This window comes from Paenibacillus illinoisensis NBRC 15959, assembly GCF_004000925.1.
GTDB lineage: Bacteria > Bacillota > Bacilli > Paenibacillales > Paenibacillaceae > Paenibacillus > Paenibacillus illinoisensis.
This window is the reverse complement of the sequence record NZ_BIME01000004.1, coordinates 424,167-447,584: the sequence shown is the minus strand read 5'-3', so window position 1 is coordinate 447,584 and position 23,418 is coordinate 424,167. Positions and strand designations below refer to the sequence as shown.

Annotated in this window: 19 protein-coding genes; 1 reads left to right on the top strand and 18 read right to left on the bottom strand. The window is 46.9% G+C overall.

All coding sequences use genetic code 11. From position 1 onward, the window contains the following. Positions 1-29: 29 nt before the first annotated feature. The 3 genes from PIL01S_RS13385 to mntR all read right to left on the bottom strand — a co-directional run bounded on the left by PIL01S_RS13385 (position 30) and on the right by mntR (position 3,349). Complete coding sequence (locus tag PIL01S_RS13385) at positions 30-1,028, bottom strand: patatin-like phospholipase family protein (RefSeq protein ID WP_127537925.1); 999 nt, start codon at positions 1,026-1,028, stop codon at positions 30-32. Between the two features lie 83 nt (positions 1,029-1,111). After that, positions 1,112-2,710 carry a family 10 glycosylhydrolase gene (locus tag PIL01S_RS13380; protein ID WP_127537924.1) on the bottom strand — a complete coding sequence of 533 codons (1,599 nt, stop codon included), beginning with the start codon at positions 2,708-2,710 and terminating at the stop codon, positions 1,112-1,114. A 210-nt stretch (positions 2,711-2,920) separates the two neighbouring features. Further along, complete coding sequence (mntR, locus tag PIL01S_RS13375; RefSeq protein WP_095290400.1) at positions 2,921-3,349, bottom strand: transcriptional regulator MntR; 429 nt, start codon at positions 3,347-3,349, stop codon at positions 2,921-2,923. A 218-nt stretch (positions 3,350-3,567) separates the two neighbouring features. On the opposite strand from mntR, the gene splB reads away from it, so the two are divergent. Next, the gene (gene splB, locus PIL01S_RS13370) at positions 3,568-4,638 is read left to right on the top strand and encodes a spore photoproduct lyase (RefSeq protein ID WP_127537923.1); all 1,071 of its coding nucleotides are present in this window, start codon (positions 3,568-3,570) and stop codon (positions 4,636-4,638) included. A gap of 132 nt (positions 4,639-4,770) precedes the next feature. Here splB and PIL01S_RS13365 read toward each other — a convergent pair whose 3' ends face one another. The 15 genes from PIL01S_RS13365 to pflA all read right to left on the bottom strand — a co-directional run bounded on the left by PIL01S_RS13365 (position 4,771) and on the right by pflA (position 23,412). Further along, positions 4,771-5,484: a cytochrome c biogenesis CcdA family protein gene (locus PIL01S_RS13365; protein ID WP_127537922.1), complete on the bottom strand. Its 714-nt coding sequence runs from the start codon at positions 5,482-5,484 to the stop codon at positions 4,771-4,773. A gap of 47 nt (positions 5,485-5,531) precedes the next feature. Continuing rightward, positions 5,532-6,335, bottom strand: coding sequence for a metal ABC transporter permease (locus tag PIL01S_RS13360; protein ID WP_095290395.1), 804 nt, complete (start codon positions 6,333-6,335; stop codon positions 5,532-5,534). 46 nt (positions 6,336-6,381) lie between these two features. Beyond that, complete coding sequence (locus tag PIL01S_RS13355) at positions 6,382-7,140, bottom strand: metal ABC transporter ATP-binding protein (protein ID WP_095290554.1); 759 nt, start codon at positions 7,138-7,140, stop codon at positions 6,382-6,384. A gap of 56 nt (positions 7,141-7,196) precedes the next feature. Further along, positions 7,197-8,132 (bottom strand): metal ABC transporter solute-binding protein, Zn/Mn family, encoded by a 936-nt coding sequence (locus PIL01S_RS13350; protein WP_246058249.1) that lies wholly within the window; start codon positions 8,130-8,132, stop codon positions 7,197-7,199. A gap of 363 nt (positions 8,133-8,495) precedes the next feature. Beyond that, complete coding sequence (gene metG, locus PIL01S_RS13345; RefSeq protein WP_127537920.1) at positions 8,496-10,526, bottom strand: methionine--tRNA ligase; 2,031 nt, start codon at positions 10,524-10,526, stop codon at positions 8,496-8,498. Positions 10,527-10,958: 432 nt separating this feature from the next. Further along, positions 10,959-11,216 (bottom strand): membrane protein insertion efficiency factor YidD, encoded by a 258-nt coding sequence (gene yidD / locus PIL01S_RS13340; protein WP_127537919.1) that lies wholly within the window; start codon positions 11,214-11,216, stop codon positions 10,959-10,961. A gap of 2 nt (positions 11,217-11,218) precedes the next feature. Beyond that, a complete protein-coding gene (locus PIL01S_RS13335; protein ID WP_127537918.1) occupies positions 11,219-11,683 on the bottom strand; it encodes a Fur family transcriptional regulator in 465 nt (154 codons plus the stop codon). 368 nt (positions 11,684-12,051) lie between these two features. Continuing rightward, positions 12,052-14,304, bottom strand: coding sequence for a stalk domain-containing protein (locus tag PIL01S_RS13330; protein WP_127537917.1), 2,253 nt, complete (start codon positions 14,302-14,304; stop codon positions 12,052-12,054). 264 nt (positions 14,305-14,568) lie between these two features. After that, positions 14,569-16,167 (bottom strand): beta-N-acetylhexosaminidase, encoded by a 1,599-nt coding sequence (gene nagZ, locus PIL01S_RS13325; RefSeq protein ID WP_127537916.1) that lies wholly within the window; start codon positions 16,165-16,167, stop codon positions 14,569-14,571. Continuing rightward, positions 16,164-17,414 carry a response regulator gene (locus PIL01S_RS13320; protein WP_127537915.1) on the bottom strand — a complete coding sequence of 417 codons (1,251 nt, stop codon included), beginning with the start codon at positions 17,412-17,414 and terminating at the stop codon, positions 16,164-16,166. The genes nagZ and PIL01S_RS13320 overlap by 4 nt, the downstream gene beginning before the upstream one ends. Beyond that, positions 17,415-19,250, bottom strand: coding sequence for a cache domain-containing sensor histidine kinase (locus tag PIL01S_RS13315; RefSeq protein WP_127537914.1), 1,836 nt, complete (start codon positions 19,248-19,250; stop codon positions 17,415-17,417). It lies immediately after the preceding gene. 30 nt (positions 19,251-19,280) lie between these two features. Further along, positions 19,281-20,111: a carbohydrate ABC transporter permease gene (locus tag PIL01S_RS13310; protein ID WP_095359302.1), complete on the bottom strand. Its 831-nt coding sequence runs from the start codon at positions 20,109-20,111 to the stop codon at positions 19,281-19,283. Next, positions 20,111-20,995 carry a carbohydrate ABC transporter permease gene (locus PIL01S_RS13305; protein WP_127537913.1) on the bottom strand — a complete coding sequence of 295 codons (885 nt, stop codon included), beginning with the start codon at positions 20,993-20,995 and terminating at the stop codon, positions 20,111-20,113. The genes PIL01S_RS13310 and PIL01S_RS13305 overlap by 1 nt, the downstream gene beginning before the upstream one ends. Positions 20,996-21,046: 51 nt before the next feature. Beyond that, entirely contained in the window at positions 21,047-22,411 is a 1,365-nt protein-coding gene (locus PIL01S_RS13300; RefSeq protein WP_127537912.1) for an ABC transporter substrate-binding protein, read from the bottom strand. Between the two features lie 248 nt (positions 22,412-22,659). Then, positions 22,660-23,412 (bottom strand): pyruvate formate-lyase-activating protein, encoded by a 753-nt coding sequence (gene pflA / locus PIL01S_RS13295; RefSeq protein ID WP_127537911.1) that lies wholly within the window; start codon positions 23,410-23,412, stop codon positions 22,660-22,662. Positions 23,413-23,418: the final 6 nt, after the last annotated feature.

Below are 23,418 nucleotides of genomic sequence, written 5' to 3'. Positions count from 1 at the left end.
TCGTAACAGGAAGCAGTGCTTTTATTTGGTTATACAGGCGTTAAAGGCGGCGTTTGAGTTTTTTTTCGCTCTTCTCTTTTTTGTTTATCCAACTGCTCATCATAGAACTTTGTGTTCCACCGACTGAAAAACTCCGTACCTGCTGCAACACCCGATAAATACAATGCAGTACTTTCCTGTACGGACAGATTAAACTGTGTCGGCTTAACGCCCAGGGTTGGTATTTTAATCGTTCGGAAACGGTTAATCTGCTCAATATATCGCTCATCATGCGCTGTGAGCATCGTCTCAACCAATGCCTGAAGCATGCTTAAAGGACCTTTGATTCTGCTAGGCTCCCCCTCCGTCTTGCCAACCAACTTGAAACCGATCGTGGGAATGATGTCTCCATCGCGCGCTGTACGTTCCCCGTCAAACAACCATAACGGAAAATTACTAAGCAATCCTCCGTCCACGACATACACGAACTGATCGGGAAAACGCATGCCTTTGGACATCACAGGTGACCTGCGTATACCCACCGGATCGAAAAAATATGGAATACTGCAGCTCATTCTTACAGCCTTGGCTACTTCGAACTTATTAGGATCAATACCGAAACGCCGTATATCATCTGGAAGTACAAGTATAGTCCCGTTCGAGATATCTGATGCGGTAATCAGAAGCTTACCTGGTGGCAGGTCTGCGAATGTTCGAATTCCTTTTTGCTTGAGCATGTTCCCAATCCATGATTCAAGTGCTTCACCTGAATATAAACCCTTTTTCAAAAACAGCCTTGCCGCTGGTCCAATCCAGCGTATATCAAATATAGGTGATCGCCGCAGCAATGAGGCAAATGGCGTATTCTCTATGATGGATTTCATCTCTTCCGCTCGATATCCTGCGGCAATCAATGAAGCTACGATCGATCCGGAGGACGTCCCTGCCACACGATTGAACTGGACACCATAGTCCTGTGCACTCTGCACGGCACCTGCAAGCGAAATTCCCTTTACGCCTCCGCCTTCAAACACCCCATTGATTAACATATTAAAAACCCCCGTTCTCCAGGCAGTCCATTCCTACTGCCACTCTATGAGAACGAGGGTTGGTCATATTACGCTAAAATGAACTAAAGTCCATAATATGCTTTTAATTTCGCAATCAAGCCCAGCGGATTCTTCGTCAAATACTGCGAGCTAAAGTAAATATCGCCTTTGATCGTATCGTATTTCTCATTGTACACGAGCTGATCAATAATTTCCTGGGAAGTCTGCCAGCCAACCTCAGGCGTACCCAGCTTATAAGGCGAGTGCCCAATATACAGTTTAACGTCCGTATTAGCGACTTCGTTTGCCCACCAATCCACCACTTTGTCATAGCGTGCTGCACTTAACGTCATGCTCCAGTATACTTGAGGTGCGACATAGTCAATCCACTCCTGTTTGATCCATGTACGCACGTCCGCATTCATGCTGTCATAGGCAGTTACTCCCGCTTTGGTATCGGAACCTGTAATATCGACGGCTTTATTGCGCCATACACCAAAAGGGCTGATTCCATACTCTACACCAGCTTTTACTTGGTGAATGCTCTCACCCAGCTGTTTAACAAACTGATTGATATTATCCCGTCTCCACTCGGCACGGTCTTTGGTATTCAGTATGTTATAGGCCTTAAAGGCAGCATCATCGTTAAACGTTACGTTAGAAGGATAAAAGTAATCGTCCAGGTGAACACCATCAATATCATATTGGTTTACCACTTCCATAATAGTGTCGATGATATGCTGTCTGGCTTCCGGAATTCCTGGATTAATGTAAAGTTTACCAGATGCATTCACGATCCAGTCCGGATGCAGTTTGGAAACATGATTGGCAGCAAGTCCGGTTGTGCTGGCCGAGTTGGTTGCTCGGAACGGGTTAAACCAGGCATGGAACTCCAGACCCCGTTTATGAGCCTCCTCAATCATGAAGGCAAGCGGGTCGTATCCTGGATCCTTGCCCTGAGTCCCTGTTAGCACACTATTCCATGGTACAAGACCTGAAGGATAGATGGCGTCTGCATTGGCCCGAACCTGAACAAATACGGCATTGATTCCCATGTCTTTGAGCGTATCCAGCTGTTGAGTATACTCCAGCTTTTGCTTTTCCACATTGCCTTTGGCACTGGAGGAAGGCCAATCACCGTTCACTGTTGAGATCCATGCACCACGCATATCATCCGTGCTTGGCGTACTGCCTGTTCCTCCTGGATTTGCCGGGGTAGCCGGGTCTGGCGTAGGAGCGTCTCCTGTCGTCAAACGAATTGTCTGTTCTGCCTGATTCCAATTCACTGTAATTCCAAGGTTTTCACTAACGAATCGAATCGGAACCATAACACGGCCCTTCTTCAGTTCAACCGATGCATCCAAATCGACCGCGATACCATCTACCGTCGCTTGCTGGCGTCCACTGGTCATGGTGATGACCGATTCGGATTTCTTGATCGTTACAGTCCTCGAAGCTTGTGACCAAAGGACGGACGCTCCCAATCCTTCACTAATTACACGCAGCGGAACCATCGTCACATTCACTTTGGGCAAAATGTAGGGCGATACATCGGATTCCAAACGTTGACCATCCAGATAAATATCAATCTCTTTTTGTGAAGCAGCCTGCGCACTCAACCCAGCTGTTTGTAAACCCAGCACGAAAATGAGCAGCAGGATCAAACCATTACGAAACTTCATCAGTACAATCCTCCATCATCATTAAAATTCTCGGCAAATTCTGCTAGTTTAATAGACGCTCCAAAGGATTGGTTAGTTGCGATAATTCACCAAATTATGGACAACAAAAAAACAGAGGTATTGCTCTGCCATTTACAACGACAAAGATACACCCTCTGTTTTTTAAAAGTTTAAGCTCTTAAGGACCTCTGTGAATGGTCCTGTGCTGCCTCAGGATTCGGTATTGCTCATGAGTTCCTGAATATTTTGCAGATCACGCAATCGGCTCTCGTCCTGACGGAAATATTCTACCAAAGACTCGATGCAGGTAATGGAGTCCCAACTTAGATGATGCTCGATTCCTTCCACATCCTTGTAGATATTCTCTTCCTGAACACCGATCGTCGTCAAAAATTGTTCAAGCAGATGATGGCGTTCCATTAAACGTTTCCCCATCTTTTTCCCTTTTGGAGTAAGTACCAACCCGCGGTACTTTTCGTAAATCAGGTACTCGTCTTTGTCCAGCTTTTGGATCATCTTGGTCACCGATGAAGGATGCACTTCCAATCCTTCAGCTATATCTGACACACGAGCATAGCCCTTTTCATCAATCAGTTTGTATATACGCTCCAAATAATCTTCCATACTGGGCGTTGGCATCTGCTTCCCTCTCTTCTCTCTGACCGGCAATATTCTTGCCTGATCCCTATCTTATAATGATACATGTTATCAATACGCATTGGCAAGTCTTGTACGAATCAATCGCTATGTCGTTTGTAACACATGGGCGCTTCTGATCCGGTACGCAAGTATTGGCAAGGGTGACTTCTGCCCATGTGAGGCAAACTAAGCAAGTTCCTATTGAAAGGAGTGATTCCGTGAGTACAAGTGTAGCGCAGCCCCCGGTTCGCAAAGCAAAAGGTACTAAACCCTTTATTCCCGATTTGGTCTATTTTGAACCCGGTGCGCTGGAATATGAGAAGGGCAAACGGATTATGGAATGGGTCACTTCAAAAGAAATTCCATATCAGATGACGACCTCCCATAACCGGATCACCAATCTGCCTGGTGAAACAGAGCAGGAAAAATACCGGATGGCAAAGCGGACCCTGGTCGTAGGTGTGCGCAAAACACTCAAATTTGATCAGTCCAAACCTTCCGCTGAATATGCGATCCCCATCTCAACAGGATGCATGGGCCATTGTCATTATTGTTATCTTCAAACAACGCTTGGAGCCAAGCCTTACGTCAGGGTGTATGTCAATACCGATGAGATCATTCAGGCGGCCAAAGGCTATATCGATGAGCGAGCACCTGAAATCACCCGGTTTGAAGCAGCCTGTACTTCCGATCCGGTAGGACTCGAGCATATTACCGAAAATTTGAGTGATTTAATCCGTTTTATGGCGGATGAGGAATACGGACGTTTGCGGTTTGTGACGAAATATCATCACGTGGACCCATTGTTGAACATCAAACATAACGGTCATACCCGTATCCGGTTCAGTGTCAATTCGGATTATGTCATCAAGAACTTCGAGCCTGCTACCTCAAGATTTGAAGAACGTATTGAAGCTGCAGGCAAAATAGCCCATGCGGGGTACCCGTTAGGTTTTATCATCGCCCCCATCATGTGGTATGACGGATGGCAGGAAGGATACGCGGAGCTTTTACAGAAGCTTGCCGACACGCTTCCGGAAGATGCCACGAAGGATCTAACGTTTGAAATGATTCAGCATCGATTTACCAAAACGGCAAAAGCCACCATTGAGAAACGCTACCCAAAAACCAAACTCGAAATGGACATCGAGAAAAGAAAAATGAAATGGGGCCGTTGGGGGCAGTATAAATATGTGTACAAGGATGACCAACAGGACGCACTACGTGAGTTCATCACAGAGCAAATTTTTGAACACTTCCCGTTAGCGAACATTGATTACTTCACCTAAGTACTGACATCATATCCACGGTAGTGGCGATCAAAAAAGCAGGTTACATGGGACAGAATGTGCTCTGGCCTTCATGTAGCCTGCTTTGCTTATTTTCATATATTAAATAGATGGCCTTAACTGATACTTTGCTCAAATAATCATCCAATCGGGTGTAATCTGCTGCAGCCATATGGTGATTTTGGTCATTTGATCCGTGAATAGCAGCACACCCAAAAACAGCATCAGCGCTCCACCCGCTTTCATCATCACATTGGAATATCGCAAGATCCAGCGTGTCGAACCAATGAAAAAGGCTAGGATGAAAAAGGGTAAAGCGAATCCCGCCGTATAGCCGGTGATCAAGGCCAGCCAGGTTGTCGGTTCACTCGCAGCCATTGCAATGATCGCTGTCAGGATAGGACCGATACACGGCGACCAGCCTGCCGAGAAACCAATCCCGAAAATAAAAGAGCCCAGGTAACCTGCTGGCTTCCATTTTAAATCCATCTTGCGCTCTTTCATCAGAAACTGCGGTTTGAATACCCCTAGCAGGAATAAACCCATGAGCATAATTAAAATGGCAGATAACTGACGGATCAAATCACGGTTATCATTGAAAAATCGCCCAAACAATCCTGCTCCAAGTCCAAGCGAGTAAAAAACAGCCGAGAATCCCAAAATAAACGCCAGCGTGTGCGTTAACGTTTTAAGCCGTACTTCACGCTGATTGCGATCGTCTTTTAACCTTTGTACTGTCATTCCCGTAATGTAGGATAAATACGAAGGGTAAAGTGGAAGACAACACGGTGATATAAATGAAGCCAATCCTGCGATAAAAGCCAGCCACACATTAACATCAGGCATGAAGCGGTGGTCTCCCTTCCCTGGGGCTCACTTGCACGCGTATTTCTTCAGGCTCGGAACCCTTTTTTTCCAATCATCGTAAGAATCAGCATCATGATAAGCAATAATACAATCGTTGCTCCTGGAGCCAAATTCCAAATTCCTGCTACCACCAGACCAATGACTACTGCAATCTCCCCGATAACAACCGAGAGAATAATGGCCGACTTGAAACTGCGAGCCATAAGCAAACTTACCGCAACAGGAATGGTCAATAGTGCTGACACCAGCAGTGCCCCCACAATCTTAATCGCAGTACTAATCACCAGAGCCGTCATCACCGTAATCAGCATGTTAAGCAATTTTACAGGCAGTCCTGTAACTGCCGCAGCGTCTTCCTCAAAACTGAGCAGGAAAAACTCCTTATGTAGCAGCGCAACAACGATGACTACAATCAGCGTTACCACTCCAACCAACTTCAAGTCGGTAGAATCCAGTGTATAAATGCTGCCGAACAAGTAACTCATTACATCCGTATTGTACCCTTTGCCCAGTGTAAAGAACAACGAAGCAAGCGCGACGCCACCTGACATAATAATAGCGATGGATAACTCGGCATAAGTCTTATATGCCTTGCGCAGCTTCTCTATGGCAAAGGATGCGAGCACAGCAAAGACAAGTCCCACTGCAATCGGATAAACCTCAATCAAAAAACCGAGGGCAACCCCGGCAATCGTTACGTGAGATAGGGTGTCCCCGATCATGGACAAACGCCGCAGCACCAGAAACAGTCCAATCAGTGGAGCTGTAATACCGATCAGCAATCCTCCTGCCAGTGCACGCTGAAAAAAATCACTCATTAAAATCTCCAAAACACACGACTCCTTCAGCCTTGTCTAATCTAGTTGTACAATATCATTATCGTACCAGGGCAGTAGTATGCTGCAAATTGGTCTCGGCACAATCCTCCACCTCATGCGAATGACGAACATGAAAGTTGATTTTCCCGTTGGTTGCAGCCGCTTCTGAACCAAGATAGTTCTCCATCCGGTCCATATCATGTGAAACCATCAGGAACGTCATCCGGTGGTGTTCATGCATATGGGTTATGAGCTCAAAGAAACTTGCTTGAGACTCGGCATCAATCCCCACTGTAGGTTCGTCCAAAATCAACAAATCCGGGTGATTGATAAGCGCACGTGCCAAAAACACACGCTGCTGCTGTCCTCCGGACAATTGTCCAATCCGTTTGTTTGCCAGATCCTCGATACGCATAACCTCCAGTGCATCCGTGCACTGCTGCTGCGATTTGCGCGTCATCCTGCGGAACATATTCTTATTGTTGTACAAGCCAGACATGACCACTTCCCGCACGGTGGCAGGGAACAATGGATTAAATGCATTTTTTTGCGGGACATAGCCGATCCGTTCCCAATCCTTGAATCTGCGAATCGACTGTCCGAACAATTTGATATCCCCCTGCGCTGGAGGCAACAGTCCCACCAACATGCGCAGCAGTGTCGTTTTTCCCGCTCCGTTTGAACCGATAATACCGACAAAATCCCGTTCCTTGACCATAAAATCAAGATTTTCGATCACTCGCTGGTCACCGTAAGAGAAAGATAACTTCTCAATCTCAATGATTGGATCATGACATAGTGGCATGATTTGCTGCATGGCAAAGCCGCCCTTCATTATATATAAGGATTGCAAAACGAATCCTTCAGTCTATCTTATTTTAATGCGATCAGCAGATTTTGCAAATTTTTCTCCATCAGGGTGAAATAATCATCCCCATTGGCTGCCTGTTCCTTGGTAAGCCCTTCAACCGGATTCAGCACCATCGTTTCCACACCAGCTTCGCCAGCGAGTGTTTTGGCCAATTTGTCGGAGACCAGCTCTTCGAAGAAGATGTACTTGATGCCCTCTTCCTTCACAAGCTTGGACAGATTCACAATATCCTGACCTGTTGGTTCAGCATCCGGGGATAGCCCCATGATCGCATGCTGGGTCAAACCATAATCACGTGCAAGATATCCAAATGCTTGATGGGACACAACAATTTCTTTATTGGAGACTTTGGATAATTCGTCCGTAAAGCGCTGATCTAGCGCTTCGAGTTTGGTGCGAAGTTCCTCATAACGCTGTTCGTAACCATCCTGATGATCAGGATCTACTTCGACCAGACTATTTTTGATATTTTCAGCCATTACGATAGCCGACTTGGGACTTACCCATGTATGAGGGTCCACATGATGGTCTGCAACGTCCTCTGTGCCTGCTTCTTCTGCGTGTTCGTCTTCATGCTCTTCTCCATGGTTATGCCCATCATCACCTTCAGCAGTCAGCAAGCTCACTCCATCACTTACAGCCACAGACTTCACTTGAGTATCGCTGTTAAGGGACTTGAGAAAGTTAGGTACCCATCCTTCAAGGCCTGCACCGTTGTATAGGAACAATTGTGCCTTGGAGGTGTTTACAATGTCCTGGCTCTTTGGCGTCCAGTCATGGGGTTCAACGCCGGTTGGCAGCAAATTAATAACGTTTGTGTCTTCACCGCCGATGGCTGTTGTAAAAGCATATACAGGATAAAAACTCGTGATCACATTCACTTTGCCTTCCTCGATCTTGGCACTTTCCGAATTACTTTGTCCGCACGCCGACAACATGAGCAAACTGAGAATAAGCAAGCTGCTCCATAACCATTTCGTTCTGGTTTGGCCACGTTTGCTTGTATGCTGTATCCGGGTACCCCTGGTTTGAGTTGTTTCATTATACCATTTCACTATTGCTTCACTCCGCATCTCTTAATCGTAAACATTACTGAAAGAATTATAGGTAACCTGAACGTGGTTGTCAAGCGGTCGGGTCCTATTTATTCTCCCCTGTAGCGCAGAGTTCATAACAGTATATGCTTGTTTTCCTACGTTATTAGCAGGGCAATCAAGAGGAAAGAAAAAAAGCGACCTGATAGCATCGGGTCACCTTCATTCTTCATATAATCAAGCGTCGGACTAAATGTTCAGCAAAATTTATTTTACTTGTGCACCATTAGGCATATTGTCCGGCACCGTAGCCAGTGTTAATTGGTCTCCATGAGATGCCGCCAAAATCATACCTTGGGACAGCTCACCGCGCAATTTTACTGGTTTGAGATTCGTTACACAAATGACTTTGCGTCCAACCATCTCTTCGGGGGAGTAGAACTTCGCGATCCCTGATACGACCTGACGCTGCTCATAACCGAGATCCAGCTGCAATTTGAGCAGCTTATCGGCTTTTTTGACCGGTTCACAGGCGATAACCTGTGCTACACGCAGTTCCACTTTGGCAAAATCGTCGATGCCGATTTCTTCCTTGCTCTCAGGTGCAGTCACAGGTTCGGAAGCTTGAGCAGAATCACCAGCATTACCTTGTGCGCCATCCGCTTGCGGTTCCGCTTTTTTGCCTCCGGTCATGGCTTCAGCAATATACGCAACCTCCTGCTCCGAGTCGAGACGAGGGAAGATTGGGTCACCCTTTTGCAGAGCATTACCCGCTGGAATGACACCCCACTGCTTAGACGTATCCCAAGCTGTAAGTTCGCCTTCCTGAATACCAAGCTGTTCCCAGATTTTATGCGGAGCACGAGTCAGGAACGGCTGCAGCAAGATGGAAGCAATACGCAGACTTTCGATCAAGTGAGACATAACGGATGCGAGTTCATCCCGTTTCGCTTCATCGCGTGCCAGAGCCCAAGGCTGTGTCTCATCAATATATTTGTTACTCCGGCTAACAAATTGGCTGATCGCCGTCAGCGCAACGGAAAATTGCAGATTTTCCATCGCCTGCTCCACTTTATCCACCGCTGCAAGGCCGGCTTCTTCCAGTGAAGCATCGAATTCCGTTACACCCGAAGTAAATGCAGGTGCCTTGCCTTCAAAATATTTATCCACCATCGCAACGGTACGGTTGAGCAGGTTCCCCAGATCATTGGCCAGATCCGAGTTCACACGCTCTACAAAGCTCTCTGGAGTGAATGTACCATCCGAACCAAATGGAACTTCACGCAGCAGATAATAGCGCAGTGCATCCAGGCCGTAACGGTCAATCAGGGTCACTGGATCAACCACATTGCCCTTCGATTTGGACATTTTGCCGTCCTTCATCAATAACCAGCCATGCGCAAATACTTTTTTCGGCAAAGGCAGGTCAAGTGCCATCAGCATGATTGGCCAGTAGATGGTATGGAAACGAACGATTTCCTTACCTACCAGATGAACGTCTGCAGGCCAGAACTGGTCATACAGTGATGAATCGGATGATCCGTAGCCGAGAGCCGTAATATAGTTGGACAATGCATCGATCCAGACATATACGACGTGCTTCGGATCGCCTTTGACTTTAACGCCCCATTCAAACGTTGTACGGGAAACGGCCAAATCTTCCAGACCCGGCTTGATAAAGTTGTTGATCATCTCGTTCTTGCGGGATTCCGGCTGAATAAAACCAGGATTCTCTTCATAATATTTCAGCAAACGATCTGCATATTTGCTCATGCGGAAGAAATAGGATTCCTCTTTGACAAGTTCTACCGGGTGTCCGCTATCCGGACTTTTGGCAGCGACAATTTCACCCTTCTCATTCTTTTCCACATCAACCAGTTGGGTTTCCGTGTAGTACGTTTCATCTGGAATGCTGTACCAGCCCTCGTACTCACCCTTATAGATATCTCCCTGTTTAAGCAAACGATCGAAAATATCCTGTACAACCGTTTTGTGGCGTTCTTCCGTTGTACGAATGAAGTCGTCATTGGAGATATCCAGCTTGTTCCACAGCTCCTTGATGCCTACAACGATGTCGTCTACAAATGCCTGTGGTGTCTGCCCCTTCTCCTGAGCCTTGCGTTCAATTTTCTGTCCGTGCTCATCGGTTCCTGTCAGGTAACGCACTGCATAACCGCGCAGACGTTTGTAACGAGCCATTGCATCTCCAGCTACCGTTGTGTACGCATGCCCAATATGCAATTTGTCACTCGGATAATAAATCGGCGTCGTCAGATAAAATGTTTTTTGATCAGTCATGAAAGACTTCTCCTCCTTCATATGTCATGCTTGCTTTCGCGTTCTTAACTAAAAAAGAACACAAAAAACTCCCGCCCCTATGGGACGAGAGTAGATCTCACGTGTTACCACCCAAATTCCCCGTGCTTTTTGCAAAACACAGGCTCTGCCGGTCCTTCGACCGCCCATTAACGCTGGATCACGCCCCAGCCTTACGACAGCGTCTACATACACGTCTGCACGCTCGGAAGAGGTTCCTCCGGGACCATATTCCATCCTCCTCCCAGACCGGTTCTCAGCTCATCCGGCTCTCTGCACTGGGGGTGTGTCTGTACTTATCCCTTCACTGGAAATCATTATACGAAAAATATACTGAAATGCAGCCCTCTTTGTCAAGTCGGCAGCAGCACAACTACAACCATGTCATTTGATCATAGGTTAATGACTCCACCTTCATCCCTCATCATGTACCATGACCGTTTTTTCTGTCTTTGGCGGAACCAGATCAACGCCTCCCGGATGAAACGGATGGCATTTTGCGATACGCTTGGCAGCCAGCAGCGAACCTTTGAATGCACCATGAACCTCTATCGCTTCCATTGCGTATGCCGAACAAGTTGGATAGAAGCGACATGTAGGTGGCTTCAAGGGAGAAATATAATTTCGATATACCCGAATGGGCGCCTGTGCCACTCTGCGGGATAGCTTCATGGTTAGTGTTTCCCGTGATCGTGTGAATGCCCAGTGGACACTTTCGCCGGAGCATATTCCGCACAATCTTTGCAGTATCCGAACACTTCAAATTTATGATCCACAACCTGAAACTGTTCTGGAGCATCTGCCAGCTGCATCGGACAAAAAACGATCGGATAGGTCTTCTGACATTTTAGACAGATCATATGATGGTGATGGTGATCTTCACTGCAATGCGCTCTGAATTTTACACCGTCTTCAAAAATGACCTGCTCCAGCACACCCAAATCCTGCATGACACGCAAGTTCCGATATACCGTGTCAAAGCTCAGTCCGCTGTAAGTCTTACCCATATATTCATAGACGTCCTTGGGTGTAAGATACCCAGGAGATTCGGCAAATAACCGGGCCAGTGTCTTCCGCTGATCCGTAATGCGAAGTCCCTGTGAGGACATAGTATTAATAATCTGTTCTGTCGACAGCATGACTTCAAGCACCTCCTGTCATACAAGCATTATGCATACATCCTAAGAGCAAATCCAAATTAGCAAAAAGCTGGATTACTAAGGTTTATTCGTCCAGATGCTACCCATTGGACTTCATGGGAATTACAATTATGCAACGCTGATACCATGCTTGTTATTATAATTCTAATAATGCCTCAAATTCGGATTAGAGTCAACGAAACGACTAGCGCACTGTTCACCTCAGATCATTAAAAAGGACCCCATTCACATGGAGTCCTTCTCTGACGGTTCAGAAGATCATTTCTTCGGGCGACTTTTGGGGTGATCGGGTATATGAAATATAAGCTTTCACTCCAAACCGTCCGTTCCTTGTTGCCTGGTCAAGATTACTTCTCAGCCGGAAGCGGGGTGAACAGCAGATTTACAGGAAGATTGCTTCCTGGTGCCGCTGAAAACAGAATGGTAACACTCTCACCATAAGAGCCTGTGCGATAGAGTACACTTTGCTCGTTAGGAGCACTCAAGGATTTACCCTCGGAAATTTGTACAACCTGGCCGTTAACAAGTGCCACACCCGAATATTTACCGCCACGAGGGTTGAACGAGATCAGCGTACGCGGTGCTACGTTATTCAGTGTAATTTTATAAAGCACACCAAAGTTACCGGCGTTGGAAGCATCTGTGTAGGCCATCGGGTCTGTTCCGACAAGGTTTGGATCACTTGCATTGTCACCAAGCGGAAGACGGGAAGGCTTCGCACCTACTTCTTGATCATACGTGATGACACGTGTTGCATTCGGGTATGTTCCCCGGTTGTGAACACCGTCACGATCCAGTACAGGCAGCGTAGACCATACTTCCATCGGGTCTTTGTTTTCTTCAATCATAATAATGTTGTAGTCCAGTCTGTAATCGCTGAATACATCGGAGTACAGGGAAATGACCTGGCCCTTTTTCATCGGCAGGGCACTCAGTTCCGTAAGGATCAGCTTGCTCTCTCCAGGCTGCAGGACAACATCTGTTTTGCCAGTGCCTTCCTGCATGGATTTGAACCAGCGGTCAATCGACAGTTTCCCGGCAACAGTAGCAAACGGAGAAGGACCTGCGAAGCCCATGTTCTGCTGTTCCAGTGTCGCTGGATACATATTGTTGTTGGTAGCCACAACATACATTTTCACGTTTTTGCCCGTGTTGTTCACATGGTGAATCATGAAACGTGTTTGTCCAATGGAAGATTCCTTGTAGACAATCCCTTCGGTATTAACGGTTTCGGGACTGTTACTGCGAATCAGAATGCTTTGCTCATCATAGTAAGTGTACGGAACCTTCTCCATGGCAGGCACTTCTCCGCCATTAAAAGTGAACTTTCCACCTACCGGTGTGAACAATTGATTGAAATCGGAAAGAGTATACAACGTTTCACCCGTGATATTGATGATTTTGGAGTAGCTGTTACTCAGACCGTGTTTGTCTGTAACGGTAATCGTAATCGTCTTCGGTCCTGGGACAAAGAATGCCAGAGCGTTATTATCCCACTCCGTTGTCTCAATGGCATTTTCGTCGTCTGTGCTTTGATCAATGTAGGTGATCTTTTCACCCATTTTGTACTCTTCCTTGTCTGTAGTGAACATCGCTACAGGAGGAAGATTCGGTTTTTGGACCTGGATTGTTACAGAGTAAGGATCACTCCATTGACCGCTTGAATCCTGGACAGCATACGTTACCGTATATGTACCTGGTTGGTCGAACGAATCCTGACGGCCAGTCCAGCGCTCATCCACAATATCCAGTCCTTTGGGAGAACTGTATTTCGTTGTGTATGTTACGTTGTCACCGGCAAAAACTTCTTTGGGTACCGTGAAACTGGCTACCGGTTTGGTACTCAGTTTCAATACCACCGTTTTGGCGGATTGGTTCACTGTATAAGTAATGTTGAGTGCCTGTGTAATTGAAGTCAGCGGCACCATAAACGTATTCTTTTGTTGGTAAGCAGCGCCCTTCATCGTTCTTGCTTCACCATTAACGGTATAGATTTTGCTGTTGGTCTTGAAACGCAGCTCATCTTCCCCGCTAATAATGATCGTTTCCTTGGTCGTGTTGTCGTACTTCACATCATAGCCAACTCGGTCAACCAGCGCGCGGATCGCTACATAGGATACACCATTTTTGACAGCCATCGGCTGTCCGGCAAGGTATGTCTTGCCATCTTGCACCATTTTATTGCTGTTCATGTACAGCGTCAGGTCTCCGCCGGCAGTTCCGGACTGACCACTAGTGGAAGGCTGCTCAACCTCTACAGGTGTAGGTGCTGGCGCTTCTTCCTCTGTACCTTCTGCATCTTCAGATTCAGCAGGAGTTGCAGGGTCAACTGGAGTAACGTCTGTACCTGATGATTCTGTGGATTCAGGATTCGTCTCCTCCGTTGTATCGTTATCGGAAGTCTGTGTACCTGATTGATCTTTTACTTCGGATTCCGCTATGGTTTGTTCTTTCTTAATAACCTCAACGGATTTAACTTTGGCTGTATTCACTGGTGTCGAATCGCTCTGATCAGCTGCCTGTGCATTCGCAGGAATGGCTGCAAACGCCTGAAAAACAGCTAAAGCGGTAAGTATAGACAATTTCTTCTTCAAATTCATTCTTTTTCTTTGGCTCCTTCTGCTCCCATTTTATTAATATCCCCCTCAAAAAGTCATACTATTAGACGCTTGTCACCGGGAAAAGTTGCTAAAAATAATAGATTAGAAATGTAAAGTTTTAATAGAGCGAAAACACTATGAAAATAATTAGTTATCATTTCATCATCATTCAAAGATTTAATTGATATATTCAACAAAAAAACCTTACCATTATATGGATGAATATCACCACATAATAGTAAGGCCGTCTTTATCACTTTAAAGTTAACTTAATCGGACGGGCAAGCTTCCACTCGGATTCAGTTCACCCGTAATTAACAAGGAGAGTGCACGCACGACGGCAGGTGTATTTTCGTAAGTACATACGTAAGCTCCCGGCCTGGGTATTTCCAGCAGATCATAGGGATTACGCAAAGCTACAACAATTAATGAATGGTTTACACTCAGCCGTTCAATCAAGTAACGCTGACCTTTGGGAAGAACCCCGGCTGAGGTGTACGTGCATACAATGACTTGTTCTCCCTCCATCACACTTTTCGTAATTCGTTCTGCTTCTTCATATGACGGCTGTGTTGTTATTTTATGCTCCCGAACATGTTTTTTGTATTGCCCAAGCACCTTCCCAAGTGAATCCGAATGGGACCAAGGTTCATCTACCTCTGTTCGCTGTACAACCTCAGGCCATACAACAAACACATTTTGTTCGGGCTTTAATGGCAGTACACCGTCATTATGCACTACGGTAATGCTCTTGCATGCAATTTCATCTAACAGCACATTCTCCGGAACGGATGAAAACGAATATGGCATACTTAATTGTTCACTTGATTGTTCACTTAATTGATTACCGCAGCGTTTTTGCTTCCAATCCACGACACGCTCCAGTGCCAGGTCAATGATCTGCTCTTCGATGTCTCCATAGCGGACCGCTTCTACCACAGCATCTATAGCTGCAATTTGCTCCTCCAGGGTATGACTGACCAGAATCAAATCTGCTCCTGCCTTAACTGCACGAACAGCCGCATTCGCAACCCCATATGGTTTGGATATTGCGTGCATCTCCAGACAATCTGTAATAATAATTCCTTTAAACCCCATTTGTTCGCGCAGCAATTCATGTAATACGTTACGGGACAACGTTGCAGGAATAGGCTCAGGTTCAATTGCCGGAAAGATTACATGTGCGGTCATGATGGCATCCACACCTGCCTCAATGGCCCGGCGAAAAGGCCGCAGCTCCACCTGCTCCAGCCTTTGCCATTCATGCGGAACCGTTACCATGCCAAGATGTGAATCTACGGCTGTATCTCCATGCCCCGGAAAATGCTTCGCTGTTGCAGCTATGCCGCTGTACTGATATCCAGCAATGGCTGCCGCACCATGGACGGCGACGTTCTCGGCATTTTCCCCATAAGATCGCACGCCTATCACCGGATTAAGAACGTTATTGTTCACGTCAACAACGGGTGCAAGGTTCATATCGATCCCAATCCGCTTAAGCTCAGCCCCAAGAATCCGTGCACATTGATACGTGTAGTCCGGATGACCTGTTGCGCCAAGAGCCATGCTTCCCGGTACTCTGGTAATCCCGTCCTTATCAATTCTCGCAACCATACCGCCTTCCTGATCTACCGAGATCATAAGCGGCAGCTCACTGCTTTTTGCGGCCAAACTCTGCAGCTCGGCAGACAGTCGGGTCAATTGTTCCACACTTTCCACGTTGCGCCTGAAGTAAATAACACCCCCAACATGGTAGTCCTGTATCAACCTTGTAATCTGTTCGTCCACTTGCTGTTCATGAAAACCGCACATAAACAGCTGACCCACCTTTTGCTCCAGTGTGAAATGTCCCCATGAGCTCATGTATGCATTTCCTCCTCCAATGAAGTGGCTACTCTATGGCTTTGCCTGTATTCGGACGGCTTCATATGAAAATGTTTATGAAATACCTTGGAGAAATAACGCCGCTCTTTATAGCCCGTGGCTTCCCCAATCGACGTAATGCTCCATTCCGTTGTACTCAATAACATCGCTGCTGTTTCCATCCGTTTCTGGGTCATATATTCAACAAATGTAACCCCGACATGGCTTTTGAACAGCTGACAAAAGTAACTCGAACTGATTCCCAGCCAATCCGCTACCTCATCTATGCCAAGATCATGATCCAGACGTGTATCCATATACTCACATGCAGACTTGATCCATTCCGAAACCGAAGGACGCGAGGCGCTTTGTTTCTGACAATGCCGGTATCGCTCAATAATCTGGTGGTCCAGACATACGGGCGTATCGTCCAGAATAATCCTTGTCTTCATCGCTGAGTCTGCAGCAAAGATGGCATTAAGCCTCTTTTGAATACGCTGAGCTAGTTGATCTGCTCTGGTCTCCCATCCAAGCGAAGCCTTAAGCAATATCCCCCATTCTCCCTTACGGACGTGAGTTATGATGCTTCCTTCTATTACTTCTGTTAGATCTCTAAGATTGGTATGAATTTCATCATGCCATTGCTGATGCTGGTCAGCAGACCAGCCGAGGGAATGGCGGAAATAACCTTCTGCATCCACAAGGATCAGGACATAGCGATCAGCAGAGGGCAACGTTTCCGAGGATTGCACTGGGAAGCATGCCAGGTTTTCCTTTTCACCCCGCAGCAAGTCGGTCACATGTTTATGTCTGATCCAGTTTTCCATTTCTATACTCCGATGGCGTTCAGACTCACTTGTTATTCGTTTCTGAATAATTTGTTCGGTTAACTCACGTAATTTGTTCTCCAGATCCAAGTAATCAATGGGTTTGCATATGTATTCATGTACATTGTAACGGATGGCCGTTCGGGCATATTCGAACTGCTGATATCCGGTCAGCAAAATAATTTCACATGTCTCGCCCCGCTCGCGCAGGATTCGAATAAGTTCCAAACCATCCATGGTAGGCATGCGGATATCGCACAGCATGATGTCAGGATGGCAATCAGCCACCTTATCCAGTGCTTCTATTCCACTTCTGGCCGTGCCCGTAATTTCAATCCCCATGTCCTCCCAGGGCAGGATCAGTCTCAAATTTTCCAAAATCGGCAGTTCATCATCAACAATCATTGCCGTCAGATTCATCTAGGCATCCCCCTGCTCATATCGTGGAATTATGCATTGAATTACTGTCCCATGGCCTGGAGCAGAACATATGAATATGCCATATCCCGCCCCGTATCGGATTCGTATCCGATCTGCCACACTTCGTAAGCCGAGTCCCCGGCGTTCAGCCATGGAGGATACGGACTGCTCCCCTTCTTTTGCATGCGAATGTTCCGGAGGATCCTCTGCCATGTATTCGAATCTCCCCATTATTTCCTGGGGAATGCCAAGCCCGTTATCCTCCACTTGCAGTATCAAGTTATGGTGCAGCTCAAACGCACTGATTCGAAGGACTCCCTTGTACTCAATACCCTCGAAGCCATGCTGGATGCTATTTTCTACTAACGGCTGCAAGGTCAGTTTAAGTACGGAGGATGCATATAAATGAGTAGGAATATCCACTTCGTACGTAAACAATTCGCTGAATCTGTATTGCTGAATTTCAAGATAACTCTGGAGATGCCTTACTTCCTCTCCCAGTGGAATTTCTTCCTGATCCTGAATACTGATCCGAAGAATATTGCCAAGACGGTTTACCATTTCGCTGACTTTCCGTCCCTCTCCCCGCATGGCCAGCCCGTTGATGGATTCCAATGTATTGAACAGGAAGTGTGGTTTGATCTGAGCCTGCAGCACGCGCAGTTCAGCCTTGGCCTTTTGCTGCTGCTCTGCCCGCACACGGCGAAACAGGCTTCCAATCCTGTCCAGCAGTTCATTGAATCCATGGGCAAGAAGCTGCATCTCATCGAAACCCTTACCCTCAACCCGTGCGTTGAAGTCACCATCCTCGACTCGCCGCATGAAGCGGACCAGCACCGCAATATTGCCGGTTATACGATTCATGAAAAACAGGTTGAAGACCATCGCAGCAAGAAGACAGACCAGAATAATAATCACCGACCAGCCTGCAAACACGTTCGTTTCAGCCGACAGCGCTTCCCAAGAGGTGACACTGATTAAACTCCAACCGTAGTTTTTCAGATGATACTGGGACAGGATACTCTCCGTGCCATCAAATACGGTCCGGATGCTGCTGAAACCAGGTCCATAACTGGCCGCGTTCACACCGAGGTTCTCCATCTTCTCCCCACTGTACCGCCCGGATGGATCATAGACTACCAAACCTTCTTCATTAATTAATAGAAAGGACGTATTTTGAGCGGAATCACTGATCTGCAAATGCCGGAAGATGCGATCGATCTCCCCCTTTTTGATTTGTACCACCAGAATTCCGATATTTTGAAAATAACTGAGTTCCTTCACCAACCTGATCTGCGTAAAGACAGGATCGTTACCGGTAAGTTCGGGATACTCAAGCGGGGCAAGCCATTTGGGCACGCCATTAAGCTGATGGATTTCCTGAAATAAAGGGTGTACCTTGAATTGCTGAAAAGGAAGCGTTTCAAAATTTTCCTTGGTAAATATGGAGACGATCTGATTGTTCTGGGACGAACGCAGATCATACAAGAAAGCATAGCTAATGAACGGATAGTTATATAGAAGAGATCGGAAATTGCGCTGGCTGGCATTGAGCGATAATTGATTACCGGTCCCGAGATCCTGCTTGGTCGGGTCTTTGGCGTTGAGTGCCATTTGAAATACCGACGTGGCGATCCCGTTATCCGTGACATTGTTTATCTGCTGAAAAACATTTTCGATATTGTAACTAATGGCCTGGAGGGCATATTCGGCCTGTTGGTTGTATTTCTTCTCAATCGTATGTGAGGTGACCAGAAACATCCCGACACCCAGTGCACACATCGGTACAATGATTAACAGCAGAAATGCCAAGGCCAGCTTCATGCGCAAGTTCATATCCGTTCTCCCCAATAACCGCGTAGGCCATCAACCCTTGACGCCGCCTGCGGTCACACCTTCAATAATTTTCTCCTGTAGTATGGCGTAAATAACAATGACAGGCACAACACTATATACAATTCCTGCGGACATCTGGGCATAGTTCATCTGGTACTGATCACGAAACTGGACCATGCCTACAGGCAGGGTGCGCAGCTTATCTGTAGATAGGAAATAATTGGCGAGCAAAAATTCGTTCCAGTTGCCGAGGAAATTCACGATAAATACCGTAACGATGGCTGGAACTGTAAGAGGTATCACTATTTTAGCAAAGATCCCCGGGGCCCTCAAGCCATCCATTACCGCTGCTTCCTCTATCTCTCCGGGGAGTGATCTCATAAAAGCAGCCAGTATGATAATCGTAAAAGGAATGGCATTCGCTACATAGGGAACAATCAGAGCCAGATGCGTGTCCAATATGCCCAGCTTGCGGACGAGCAAATAAATGGGCAGCATCAGCGCGTTATTCGGAATAAGCATGCCGGCCAGTATAAGACTATAGAGAAACAGGCTCCACTTGCGGTGTCTCATCCGGGTTACAGCAAAAGCAAACATGGCGCCCAGTATAATGGTTCCTGCCGAAGAGAGCACCGAAATGTACATGCTGTTCCAGAAATACGTACCAATCTTGGCGTTGACCCAGGCTTCCACGTAATTACTGAATACCCAGTTAGTTGGCAGACCGAATGGATGGAGAGCAATTTCATTGTTATCCTGTTTGAATGAAGAGAAGATGACAAATAAAAACGGAAACAAAATTGCGATCAAATATAACATCAACAACACATGAGGAATACTGGCTCGTATATTCTTTACCATCAATACTCCACCCTTTCGTTGTGCCTTGCCACGAGCAGTTGGTACACAGCCGTCAGCACAAGTGTCAGAGCAAAGATCAGAACCGCTACCGTATTGCCGTACCCATATTTAAAATTGGTAATCGCATATTTGATCATATACGTAGCAAGCACCTCGGTGGAGCCGGCCGGTCCGCCTTTGGTCATTACAAGCACAATATCTGCTGCCTTCATCGCTCCGGCAATGGACAACATAATGACAACCGAAATAATGGGCCTGATCAGTGGCAACGTGATTCGGGTCGCGCGCTGTATTGCGGTTGCCCCATCGATTGCAGCGGCTTCGTCCAGATCACGGGGAATGGCGAGAATGGCCGCCAGTACCATGACAATGTAAAATCCGGTCCACTGCCAGGCATTGGTTACAAGAATGGACAGCATCGCGAAACGATTATCCGAAAGCCAATAAACCGGCGGAATGCCAAACGTATTCAGCAGTTGATTCAACAGCCCGATGTTGGGCTCATAAATAAATCCCCACAAAATGCCGATGACTGCAGTCGACATAATAGAAGGTAAAAAAACAGCCGTTTTGTATACTCCCTTTAATCGTTTGACATTGGCAATAAGCAATGAAAATAATACAATCAGCGGAACCTGGATCAATACGGAAAATCCGATAAAAAAGCCATTATTCCGTGTAGATATCCAAAACCGTTCATCGGTTAAAGCCTTGGCATAATTCGACAAACCCACAAATCGTGGGTCTGTCGAAACGCCATTCCAGCTGGTCAAGCTATAGTACAGTGAGCTGCCAATCGGATATAGGAAAAACATGACAAACAAAATCAATGCCGGTAATACAAACAGCGTGTAAACAAGTGGGCTGCGGAGTGAAGTATTCATATTCAGCCTCCTTCAGTAACTTCAGTTGCAGCTTTGGGTAGAGTAGATTCATTATTCCACGGAAGCGTTGGCTTCCTCCTGAACTTGCTGCAGCTCCTCCGCCATCTTCTCCGGCGTGGTCTGTCCGCCAACTAGTTTTTGAATCTGCAGATTGCTGATCTCGGTGGTCACATCCGCCTGTACCAGCGCATCAAAGGCTGGGAATGATGTCTGGGATGCATTCAGGACAGCAACGATTTCCTTCATCAGCTCGTCGGTAATGCTGTCCGTTAATACCTTCTCATCCAGCTTCATGGCAGGAAGGACTCCATCTTCCACAAGTCCACGCACCTGCATATCTTCATTATAGAAGTTTTTGATGAACGCCTTTACCGCTTCCAGCTTCTGAGGATCTTCCGCTACAGATGCCGAGAAGCCATATCCATTATTGACATCACGCATGAGGGAAGTCTGATCTCCTACGCCATTCTCTACCGGCGGCATATTGAAGAATCCAACCTTGCCGATCAACGATTCCCCGCTCTGTCCTTCCTTGAATACAGATGATTTCCATGTTCCGTCATACATCAATACCGCTTCACCACTTGTGAATTGAGTCGTGTATTCAGCGTATTCGAAGCCGAGCTCGCCTTTTTTGAAATACCCCTTATCGACCCATTCCTTATGCTTCGCAAAACCTTGAATCACACCCGGATCGGTCCACTTGGCTTCACCAGTTGCAAACTTCGCAGTAATCTCGGGACCGGCATAACGGGACCACAGATGGTTCGTCAACATCAGCGGGACCCAGCCGGCCTTGGAAGCAGAGGCAAGAGGCACTTTCCCATCTGCTTTGATCTCGGCCAGCATATTATCAAGCTCAGCCATGGTCGTTGGTGCTTGCCAGCCCTTTTTTGCAAAATATTCTTTGTTATAGAAAAAACCTTCGCCTGAACCACCAATCGGCAATCCATACACTTTGCCTTCATACGTGAACGGTTCAAGGGATGTAAACTGATCCTGAATGCCCAGCTCTTGCAAAATCGGTGTCAGATCCAGCAGCATGCCTTCCTTGGCATACACTTTGGAGTCCGGGCTCCCGAACAGTTCGAAAATATCAGGTGGATTGCCGGCCGCCATTTCCCCGCGAAGCTTTTCCTTCCGGTTCACATCTGATTCAACCCCGTCCAGCGTAAAGGTCAGATTAGGGACCTCACTTTCCACTTTGTCGACGACGTCCTGCAGAATGGCCAGCCGTTTCTGTTTATCCGCCCCTACTTGGGTGTGACGCAGCAGCATTTCCACCGGTTCCTTGCTCGTCTCCGGCTCGGAGCCTGAGGCTCCCTGCGGATTTTCGTTCCCTGAGCCCGAACATGCAGCCAGCGTCCAGGACGTAACCAGCAGCAGTGAGAGCAGCATTATCATTCTTTTTTTCATCGTCGTTGACCCTCCTCGGCATATTGCGCATTTGGTTTTACACTCTGATTATAAAAAGCCGGAGCTACCATCGTAAGGATGACAATTCATCAATGAGGGGATAAAATCCTTCACTGAACAAGCCTTTTCGTAATCCTCATGTAAAATGCAACAAAAAACAGCCCTTGCGACGTCTGTCGCAAAGACTGTTTGAAGAGTGGGTCCATTTTTAAGGAATGTTCATTTTCTATCGGACCCATGGATATGGATCATTTTGCCCGAGCAAGTGTGTCTGTCGTTTCTTTCCGCCCCTGTTCAATCAAGCGATAAGCCCGTTCCACTTCTTCTTCGGTAGGAGACGGAACGCCTTCGAGCGGATATACTTTTCCCAGTGCCTGCCATTTGTATATGCCCATCTGGTGATATGGTAAAATCTCAAACTTCTCCACACCATTCAATGTTCCGATATAGCGTCCCAGATTAATCAGATCTTGTTCATCATCATGAATGCCTGGCACGTATACGTGCCGAATCCACATTTTCCGGCCATGATCCGATAACCAGCGGGCCATCCGAAGTGTTCTCTCATTGGATTTCCCGGTAAGCTTGATATGCTTTTCATCATCGATATGTTTCAGATCCAGCATGACCAGATCCGTATGGTCCAACAAGTCAAGAATACGATCAGGTTCATTGTAGCCGTTGCTGTCCAGGGTGGTGTGCAGTCCCCAGCGCCGCTTCACTTCCTTGAAAACCTGGCCGACGAAATGAGCCTGCAGCGTCGGTTCGCCTCCCGATACCGTAAGTCCGCCACCCGAACTGCGATAATAGGTCAAGTATGGCTCGATCTCAGCGAGAACTTCCTCCACGCTCATATCCCGGCCTCCATCAAGCGCCCATGTATCCGGGTTGTGACAATATTGGCATTTCAGGTGACATCCCTGCATAAAAAGCACGAAGCGGATGCCTGGGCCGTCAACCGTCCCGAAAGTTTCGAGTGAGTGAATATGTCCGTTAACCATGCTGCC

What these genes read in the sequence shown, in the direction of transcription:
- PIL01S_RS13385 (WP_127537925.1), bottom strand. Translation starts at nt 1,028, where the DNA reads ATGTTAATCAATGGGGTGTTTGAAGGCGGAGGCGTAAAGGGAATTTCG.
- PIL01S_RS13380 (WP_127537924.1), bottom strand. Translation starts at nt 2,710, where the DNA reads ATGAAGTTTCGTAATGGTTTGATCCTGCTGCTCATTTTCGTGCTGGGT.
- mntR (WP_095290400.1), bottom strand. Translation starts at nt 3,349, where the DNA reads ATGCCAACGCCCAGTATGGAAGATTATTTGGAGCGTATATACAAACTG.
- PIL01S_RS13365 (WP_127537922.1), bottom strand. Translation starts at nt 5,484, where the DNA reads ATGCCTGATGTTAATGTGTGGCTGGCTTTTATCGCAGGATTGGCTTCA.
- PIL01S_RS13355 (WP_095290554.1), bottom strand. Translation starts at nt 7,140, where the DNA reads ATGCAGCAAATCATGCCACTATGTCATGATCCAATCATTGAGATTGAG.
- PIL01S_RS13350 (WP_246058249.1), bottom strand. Translation starts at nt 8,132, where the DNA reads ATGTTGTCGGCGTGCGGACAAAGTAATTCGGAAAGTGCCAAGATCGAG.
- metG (WP_127537920.1), bottom strand. Translation starts at nt 10,526, where the DNA reads ATGACTGATCAAAAAACATTTTATCTGACGACGCCGATTTATTATCCG.
- yidD (WP_127537919.1), bottom strand. Translation starts at nt 11,216, where the DNA reads ATGAAGCTATCCCGCAGAGTGGCACAGGCGCCCATTCGGGTATATCGA.
- PIL01S_RS13335 (WP_127537918.1), bottom strand. Translation starts at nt 11,683, where the DNA reads ATGCTGTCGACAGAACAGATTATTAATACTATGTCCTCACAGGGACTT.
- PIL01S_RS13330 (WP_127537917.1), bottom strand. Translation starts at nt 14,304, where the DNA reads ATGAATTTGAAGAAGAAATTGTCTATACTTACCGCTTTAGCTGTTTTT.
- nagZ (WP_127537916.1), bottom strand. Translation starts at nt 16,167, where the DNA reads ATGAGCTCATGGGGACATTTCACACTGGAGCAAAAGGTGGGTCAGCTG.
- PIL01S_RS13320 (WP_127537915.1), bottom strand. Translation starts at nt 17,414, where the DNA reads ATGAATCTGACGGCAATGATTGTTGATGATGAACTGCCGATTTTGGAA.
- PIL01S_RS13315 (WP_127537914.1), bottom strand. Translation starts at nt 19,250, where the DNA reads ATGAACTTGCGCATGAAGCTGGCCTTGGCATTTCTGCTGTTAATCATT.
- PIL01S_RS13310 (WP_095359302.1), bottom strand. Translation starts at nt 20,111, where the DNA reads ATGGTAAAGAATATACGAGCCAGTATTCCTCATGTGTTGTTGATGTTA.
- PIL01S_RS13305 (WP_127537913.1), bottom strand. Translation starts at nt 20,995, where the DNA reads ATGAATACTTCACTCCGCAGCCCACTTGTTTACACGCTGTTTGTATTA.
- PIL01S_RS13300 (WP_127537912.1), bottom strand. Translation starts at nt 22,411, where the DNA reads ATGAAAAAAAGAATGATAATGCTGCTCTCACTGCTGCTGGTTACGTCC.
- pflA (WP_127537911.1), bottom strand. Translation starts at nt 23,412, where the DNA reads ATGGTTAACGGACATATTCACTCACTCGAAACTTTCGGGACGGTTGAC.